General features: G+C 67.1%; 7 protein-coding genes and 1 pseudogene. All 8 read left to right on the plus strand.

Translation table 11 applies throughout. The features are described from left to right. Window positions 1-430 (plus strand): annotated as a pseudogene (locus LI92_RS17635) (mammalian cell entry protein); the annotation flags it as partial. Continuing rightward, window positions 427-2,031 (plus strand): MCE family protein, encoded by a 1,605-nt coding sequence (locus LI92_RS17640; RefSeq protein ID WP_046321177.1) that lies wholly within the window; start codon window positions 427-429, stop codon window positions 2,029-2,031. The pseudogene LI92_RS17635 and the gene LI92_RS17640, both read left to right, overlap by 4 nt. Then, complete coding sequence (locus LI92_RS17645) at window positions 2,028-3,593, plus strand: MCE family protein (RefSeq protein WP_046321179.1); 1,566 nt, start codon at window positions 2,028-2,030, stop codon at window positions 3,591-3,593. Before LI92_RS17640 ends, LI92_RS17645 begins: the two co-directional genes overlap by 4 nt. A 17-nt stretch (window positions 3,594-3,610) precedes the next feature. Then, entirely contained in the window at window positions 3,611-4,762 is a 1,152-nt protein-coding gene (locus tag LI92_RS17650; protein ID WP_046321181.1) for an MCE family protein, read from the plus strand. Next, window positions 4,756-6,348, plus strand: a complete 1,593-nt coding sequence (locus LI92_RS17655) for an MCE family protein (protein WP_046321182.1) — start codon at window positions 4,756-4,758, stop codon at window positions 6,346-6,348. The genes LI92_RS17650 and LI92_RS17655 overlap by 7 nt, the downstream gene beginning before the upstream one ends. Further along, complete coding sequence (locus tag LI92_RS17660; RefSeq protein WP_046321184.1) at window positions 6,318-6,974, plus strand: Rv1363c family protein; 657 nt, start codon at window positions 6,318-6,320, stop codon at window positions 6,972-6,974. Before LI92_RS17655 ends, LI92_RS17660 begins: the two co-directional genes overlap by 31 nt. Before the next feature lie 14 nt (window positions 6,975-6,988). After that, complete coding sequence (locus LI92_RS17665) at window positions 6,989-7,936, plus strand: RDD family protein (protein WP_046321186.1); 948 nt, start codon at window positions 6,989-6,991, stop codon at window positions 7,934-7,936. Then, on the plus strand, window positions 7,933-8,402 hold a 470-nt coding region (locus LI92_RS17670; RefSeq protein ID WP_046321185.1), incomplete at its 3' end, for an Rv1363c family protein. The genes LI92_RS17665 and LI92_RS17670, both read left to right, overlap by 4 nt.

The raw sequence follows: 8,402 nt of genomic DNA on the forward strand, positions 1-8,402 counted from the left end.
GGTCAAGAACCTGAACGTGGTACTCGACACCGCGGTGCGCCACCGCCAGACATTCGATGAGACCGTCGACAATTTCGACAAGCTGGTCAAGGGCCTGAACAACCACGCCGACGGCCTGGCCAACGGCACCGCGGAATTCGGCAATGCCGCAGGCAATCTGGCAGACCTGCTGGCCGACAACCGCACGCAGCTGCACAGCCTGTTCCCGGTGGCCGGCCCCGAGCCGCCAGACCGGCTCAACGACGTCGACGAGCTGTTCCAGAAGATTCCGAAGGCCTTGAAGTTGATTGGCCGCACCGGTGTCTACGGTGACTTCTTCAACTTCTACATCTGTGACGCGACCATCAAGCTTCCCGGCCTGCAGCCAGGCGGACCGGTGCGAAACGTCCGGTTGTGGCAGCAGCCGACCGGGAGGTGCACGCCCCAGTGAGGACCCTGGAACCGCCCAACCGGGCACGGATCGGCATCATCGGTGTTGCCTCGGTCATCTTGGTGACCCTGGTGGGGCAGAGCTTTACCCAGGTGCCGATGCTTTTCGCCGAGCCGAGTTACTACGGTGAGCTCTCCGACACCGGCGGCCTGACCGCCGGCGACAAGGTGCGCATCTCAGGTGTCGACGTCGGCAAGGTCCAGGACCTGTCGATCGCCGGCGACCACGTGCTGGTGAAATTCTCGGTGGGAGCCAACCCGATCGGCAGCGACAGCCGGATCGGCGTCAAGACCGACACCATCCTGGGCAAGAAAATCCTGTCGATCGAGCCCAAGGGCGAGCGTCGGCTCAGCCCGCAAAGTGTGCTGCCCCTGGGGCAGAGCACCACGCCCTATCAGCTCTACGACGCGGTCTTCGATGCCACCAAGGCGGCCTCGGGCTGGGACATCGACACGGTCAAGAAGTCGCTGAAGGTGCTCTCGGAAACCGTCGACCAGACCTACCCGGAGCTGAGCTCCGCCCTCGACGGTGTGGCGAAGTTCTCCGAAACCATCGGCAAACGCGACGAGGAGATCACCCACCTGCTGGCCCAGACCAACCAGGTGGCCAGCGTCATCGGCGCCCGCAGTGAGCAGATCGACGCCCTGCTGCGCAACACCCAGACCCTGTCGGCCGCGGTCAACCAGCGCAGTCAGGCGATCTCGGCGTTGCTGGGCAACATCGCATACTTCGGTGAGCAGGTTCAGGGCCTGGTCCGCGACAACCCCAACCTGGACCTGAACCACGTGTTCGAAGAGGCGTCCAACATCACCGACATGTTGGTGCGCCGCAAAGAAGACCTGATGGAGATGTTCACCATCTTGGGCCGCTACCTCACGATCGTGAACGACGCGGTCGCCTCCGGCCCGTACTTCAAGGTGTCGACCCTGAACCTGGTCCCGTTCTGGATCCTGCAGCCCTGGGTCGACGCCGCGTTCAAGAAGCGCGGCATCTCGCCGGAGGAGTTCTGGCGCAACGCGGGTCTGCCGGAGTTCCGCTACCCCGACCCCAACGGCACCAGGTTCGCCAACGGTGCGCCGCCGCCTGCGCCGCAGGTGATCGAGGGCACGCCCGAGCACCCCGGGCCGGCCGTCGCGCCCGGATCGCCGTGCTCCTATGCGCCCGCAGCCGGAATGTTCCCCACCCCGGGCAACCCGCTGCCGTGTGCGAACGTGGACACCAGCGCCGGTCCCTTCGGGCCGAGCGGTCCGTATCCGGGTCCGACCGATGTGCTGTTCTCGCCGCCCAACCCCGATGGAATGCCGGCGTCGCCGGGCATCTCGATCGCGGGTCGCCCCGGCGAGACTCCGCCGGTGGTGCCGGGCACCCCGGTTCCGATGCCCGACGCCAACCCCGGCGCACGATCGGAGCCCCTGGGCCCGGTCGCCGGTCCGGCACCGGCAAATCCCGGCGCGGCACCACCGCCGGGACCGCGGGCACCTGGTCCGCCGGCCCCGCCAGGCCCCGGAAACCAGCTGCCGGCACCGTTCATCACGCCCGGCGAAGGCGGGAACAGCCAGCCGGGTGGCGGCGGCGGCGCACGAGGGAGTGAGCGGCCGTGAGTACCGTCTTTGATGTTCGCAACCTGCGACTGCCGGAGCGCTCCCGTAAGGCGGTGATCGTCGGATCGCTGCTGCTGGCCCTGGCTTTGGTGGCCGCCTTCGGCGGAGTGCAGCTGTTCCGCAAGCTGAACAGCAACACCGTCGTGGCGTACTTCCCGCAGACTGACGCGCTGTACCCCGGCGATGCGGTGCAGATCATGGGCGTCCGCGTCGGCGCGATCGACAAGATCGAGCCGGCGGGCGACAAGATGAAGGTCACCCTGCACTACAACAACAAGTACAAGGTGCCCGCCGAGGCCAAGGCGATCATCTTGAACCCGACACTGGTCGCGTCACGCACCATCCAGTTGGAGCCGCCGTACCGCGGTGGCGCGGTGCTGGCCGACAAGGCGGTGATCCCCGAGGAGCGGACCGAGGTCCCGGTCGAGTGGGACACACTGCGCAACGACGTCACCAACATCATCGAAAAGCTGGGTCCGACCGCCGAGCAGCCGAAGGGGCCGATCGGCGAGGCCATCGAATCGTTCGCCGACGGCCTGTCCGGAAAGGGCCAGGAGATCAACAAGGCGTTCGACAATCTGTCGGAGGCCCTGACCGCCCTGAACAAGGGCCGCGGTGATTTCTTCGCGGTGGTGCGCAGCCTTTCGCTGTTCGTCAAGGCGCTGGACCACAACGACCAGCAGTTCGTCACGCTGAACCGGGATCTGGCGAAATTCACCAGCAACCTCAACAGCACCGACCAGGCGCTGGCGACGGCCACCGACCAGTTCTACGCCACCATGACGATCGTCAAGGCGTTCCTGAGTCAGAACGCAAAACCGTTGGTGCACACGATCAACAACGTGGCGGAGACGACCACCGCCATCACCCAGCCCGACGCCCTCGACGGCTTCGAGACCGCGCTGCACATCCTGCCGAACGTGTTGGCCGCGGTCGGCGAGATCTACCACCCCGCACAGGGCATGGTGCTCGGCTCTCCGGTGCTGGTGAACTTCGCGAACCCGATGGAGTTCATCTGCAGCGCCATCCAGGCCGGCAGCAGGCTCGGGTACCAGGACTCCGCCGAGTTGTGCGCGGAGTACCTGGCTCCGGTGGCAGACGCGATCAAGTTCAACTACCTGCCGTTCGGTATCAACATCTGGACCAGCGCGTACACCCTGCCCAAGCAGATCGCCTACTCGGAGCCGCGGCTTCAGCCGCCGCCGGGATACAAGGACACCACCGTCCCGGGTATCTGGGTGCCCGACACCCCGTTCTCGCACCGCAACACCCAGCCCGGATGGATCACCGCGCCCGGTATGCAGGGCGTGGAGCCCGGACATGACACCGCGCGACTGCTCACCCCGGAGTCTCTGGCGCAGCTGATGGGCGGCCCCGACCCGGCGCCGGTCGAATCGCAGTACCAGACGCCGCCCGGTCCGCCGAACTCCTACGATGAGGCTCCCGGTCCGCTGCCGTTCATCGGCCAGCCGCCCGGGGTGGGACCGATAGCGCCGCCGCCGCCGGGACCGAACGTCATTCCGGGGCCCGTGGCGCCGCTGCCCCCGCGGGGTCAAGGCTGATGAGACGGAGGACAGCGATGAAGACGGTCAGCCGGCGCGGCTGGCAGGCTCTGGTGCTGCTGATGGCCGCCCTGACGCTCTCGTCATGCAGCAGCTGGCGCGGTATCGCCAACGTGCCGTTGCCGGGCGGGCCGGGCAGCGGACCGGGCGCCTACACGGTGTATGTCCAGGTGCCGGACACGCTGGCGCTCAACGGCAACAGCCGCGTCCTGGTCGCCGACGTCTTCGTCGGTGCAGTCGAGCGGATCGAGCTGAAGAACTGGATCGCCACGCTGAAGCTGCGGCTGAACAAGGACGTGCACCTGCCGCGCAACGCCACGGCGAAGATCGGCCAGACCAGCCTGCTGGGATCGCAGCACATCGAGCTGACCGCCCCGGAGAACCCGGAGGGCGAACTGCGCAACGGCGACACGATCGCTCTGAACAACTCGACGTCGTACCCGACCATCGAACGCACCCTGGCGGGTTTGGCGCTGCTCCTGCAGCGCGGCGGCCTGTCGGATCTGGACACCATCACCACCGAGTTCGCCGCCCTGTCCAACGGCCGGGGCGACCAGATCCGCGCCTTCCTGACCAAGCTGGACACCTTCATCGGCAACCTCAACGACCAGCGCGAGGACATCACCCGGGCGATCGACTCGAGCAACCGGCTGCTGAGCTACTTCGGTGCGCACAACGACTCCATCGAAAAGGCGCTGACCGACTTCCCGCCGTTGTTCAAGTACTTCAACACCCAGCAGGCGATCTTCATCAATGCCGTGGAAGCCTTGGGGGCGATGGGCACCCAGGTCAACCAGCAGATCGCGCCTGCGCGGTCGGACCTGCACCAGGTGCTGACCTCCTTCCAGTGCCCGGCGCGGGAGCTGCGGAAGGCCTCGCCGTATCTGCCTGACCTGTTGCAGGTGATGATCACCGCCCCCTACCACGTCGACGGTGCGTTCAAGGCGGTGCGCGGTGACTTCATCAACACCTCGCTGGTGGTCGACCTCACCTATGCGTCCATCGACAACGCGATCCTGACCGGTACCGGTTTCTCCGGCATGCTGCGGGCATTGGAGCAGTCCTTCGGTCACGACCCGGAGAAGATGATTCCGGACGTTCGGTACACACCGAACCCGGCTACCGCGCCCGGCGGTCCGTATGTGGAAAGGGCTGACCGGAATTGCTGAAACCACAGATCAAGCGTCAACTGGTCATCTTCAGCGTCCTGACCGCGGTCGCGCTGTTGGTGCTGGGTGTCTACTACCTGCGACTGCCGACCATGGCGGGGCTGGGCCAGTACACCCTCAAGGCGGACCTGCCTGAGGCGGGCGGCCTGTACAAGACGGCGAACGTCACCTACCGGGGCACCATCATCGGGCGGGTCACCAGTGTGGAACCGACCGAGACCGGTGCCCAGGCGACTTTCCAGATCTCCAGCAAGTACAAGATCCCCGTCGACGCCAGCGCCAACGTGCATTCGGTGTCGGCCATCGGTGAGCAGTACCTGGATCTGGTGTCGTCGGGAAACCCGGGCCAGTACCTCAAGCAGGGCCAGACGATCACCACGGGAACGGTCCCGGCCGCGATCGGACCGGCGCTGGACACCGCCAACCGGGGTCTGGCTGCGTTGCCGGCCGGCAAGATCTCTGCGCTGCTCGACGAGACTGCGACGGCTGTCGGCGGATTGGGCCCGTCACTGCAGCGGCTGGTCGACGCGACGCAGGCGATAGTCGGCGACTTCAAGGAGAACCTCGCCGACGTCGACGACATCGTGGAGAAGTCCGCGCCGATCATCGAAAGTCAGGTCGATTCCGGTGACGCCATCCACCAGTGGGCGCGCAACCTGAACATCCTGGCGGGACAGGCGGCCAGCCGGGACGAAACGGTCAAGCACATCATCTCCGACCTGCCCCCGCTGATCGACCAGGTGCACACGGTCTTCAGCGAGACCAGGGACAGCCTGCCGCAGCTGATGGCCAACATGGCGATCCTGACCGAGATGGCCAGGCGCTACAACCGCAACACCGAGCAGGTGCTGGTCTTCCTGCCGCAAGCGGGCTCGATCATCCAGACGGTGAGCTCGACCTTCCCGGGCCGGGCATCGCTGGGCGTGGCGCTGGGTGCCTTCCCGGGACCGGTCTTCCCGGTTCCGATTCCGGGCCTGAGCCTGAACTATCCGGCGCCGTGTCTGACCGGCTACCTGCCGGCCTCGGAGTGGCGGGCGTTCGCCGACACCAGCCCGGCGGAGCTGCCGGACGTGTCGTGCCGGATTCCGCAGGACACCCCGGCCAACAACGTTCGCGGTGTGCGCAACATCCCGTGTGTGGATGTTCCGGGTAAGCGGGCTCCCACCCCCAAGGAGTGCCGCAGCGACAAGCCGTACGTCCCGCTGGGCACCAACCCGTGGTACGGCGACCCGAACCAGATCCGCAACTGCCCGGCCCTGGGCGCGCGCTGTGACCAGCCGGTCGAGCCGGGTCACGTGATTCCCGCGCCGTCGGTCAACACCGGCCTCAACCCGCTGCCCGCCGACATGGTGCCGGCGTCGCCGCCGCCGCGCAACGATCCACTCACGCGGCCCGGGACGGGTACCGTGCAGTGCAACGGGCAACAACCCAACCCCTGCATCTACACCCCCGGTGGGGGGCCTGCCGCGATCTACAATCCGCAGAGTGGCCAGGCGGTGGGGCCAGACGGCGTCGAATACTCCGTCGAGAACTCGATGAACCTAGGAGACGACGGATGGAAGGGGATGCTGGCACCGTTCCGCTGAGCACGGACGAGGACCAGCAGACCACAGATACCTCGGCGAAGGACGCTGAAGGCGCGGTGACGGACACCGAGGCGGACGCTCCGCAGGAGGCGGCCGCTTCGGCGGAAGGAATCACCGGACCGGCACCGTCGCGTCTCGGTCGTCGCCAGCAGGTGGGTATCTGTGCGCTGTTGCTGCTGCTGGCTGCCGGACTGGTGGCCGCCGGCCTGGTTGGTCTGCGGGACCACGCGGCAAGCCAGGCGCTGGCGCGGGACAACGCCGAAGCGATCGCCGCGGCCAAGGAGTGCGTCTTGGCCACTCAGGCGCCGGACGGGCGTGATATCGCGTTGGCGCAGCAGAAGATCCTGAACTGCACGGCCGGCGAGTTCCGCACCCAGGTGGCCCTGTATGCCGAGATGTTCGTCCACGCCTATCAGGCGGCGAAGGTCCAGGTCGAGCTCACCGAGATGGGCGCCGCGGTGGAGCGCAACAATCCCGACGGCTCCGTCGACATCCTGGTGGCCTTCCGGGTCAGGATCGACAACATCGAGACGCAGGGCAAAGAGGTGGGATACCGGCTGCGTGCCCAGATGGTGCGCGAAGACGGTCAGTACCGAATCGCCAAGCTCGACCAGGTGGCCCGGTGACCGATCCCGTGGCCATGGTGCCGCACCGCGAACCGGCCCGTTGGCGTAGCCGCGCGACGGCGCTGGCGATCGACCTGCTGCCCGGGGCGGTGGTGGTGGCCAGCATGGGCATGCTTGCCCTGTCCTTGCCGGGCGACAGCGTGTGGCGCTGGGCCGCCACAGCTGTTGCCGCGTTGGCGTTCCTGGCCACCGCGGTGAACCGGATTCTGCTGCCCGCAATCACCGGTTGGAGCCTGGGCCGTGCGCTCACCGGGATCGAGGTGGCGCGCGTGGCCACCGATGCCGCCGTGGAGTCGGGGCCCGGTGTGGGACCCAGACGCCTGCTGGTTCGGGAAGCGGCGCATCTACTCGACACGATCCCGGTTCCGCTCGGCTGGCTGTGGCCGCTGCGGGACAAGCGCGGACGTACCTTCGCCGACATGGTGGCGCGTACCCAGGTGCGCCCGGCGACGCGGGAGCGGCCCGCCGACATCAGGCGGTGGACCATGGCCGTCTTCATCGGATCGGCGGCCCTGTCTCTACTCGGTGCTGCCGGTGCCTACGGGTTGGTCTACCAGCGCGACCACCACACCGATCAGGCACGATCGCAGATCAACCGCCAAGGCCCGAAGATCGTGGCCGACATGCTGTCCTACGACCCGGAGACATTGGAGGACGATTTCGACCGCGCGCAGTCGTTGGTCACCGACAAATATCGTGAGCAGCTGCTGCCGCAGCAGGACGCGATCCGCAATTCCAAACCGGTACCCAACTTCTACCGGGTGACCGATGCCGCGGTGCTCGATGCCGCGCCGCACCGGGCCACGATGCTGCTGTTCCTGCAGGGCCAACGGGGCGCAGCCGGCGATGAGCGGCTGATCAGTGCCACCGTTCGGGTGGCCTTCGCCCAGCAGTCGGGAACGTGGCGTGTCGACGATCTGACCGTCGTCAGTAAGCCGCTGCCCGCCGAGGGGGACAGATGAGTCCGCGCCGCCGCGTGCGCCCGCAGGATCAGCCGCTCTACGTCGAGCGTGCGGTGCCGCGCCGTCGGCGGTTGCCGATGGTGATCGTCGGTTCGCTGGTGGCGGCCGCCGCGGCGATCGCCATCTGTGCGGTGACCCTGGTGACCCATGAGCAGCACCGTCGTGCGGCCTTGCGCGACGTCGAGGCGCTGGCGGCCGTGGAGTCGTTCATGGCGATGTACACCTCGCCGGATCCGTTCCACGCCAATGACTATCTGGCCCATGTGTTGGACAATGCCACCGGGGATTTCGCCGAGCAGTATCAGGAGAAGGCCAATCAGATCCTGATCGCCGTGGCCCGCAGTGAGCCGACCACCGGAACGGTGACCGCGGCGGGTGTCGAACGCTGGAACGACGAGGGCAGCGTCACCATGCTGGTGGCCGTGGAGAACAGCGGCAAGTCGCCGGACGGCAAGCACGATGTCCG

The sequence above is a fragment of the Mycobacterium sp. UM_Kg1 genome, from assembly GCF_000972925.1.
Classification (GTDB): domain Bacteria; phylum Actinomycetota; class Actinomycetes; order Mycobacteriales; family Mycobacteriaceae; genus Mycobacterium; species Mycobacterium hiberniae.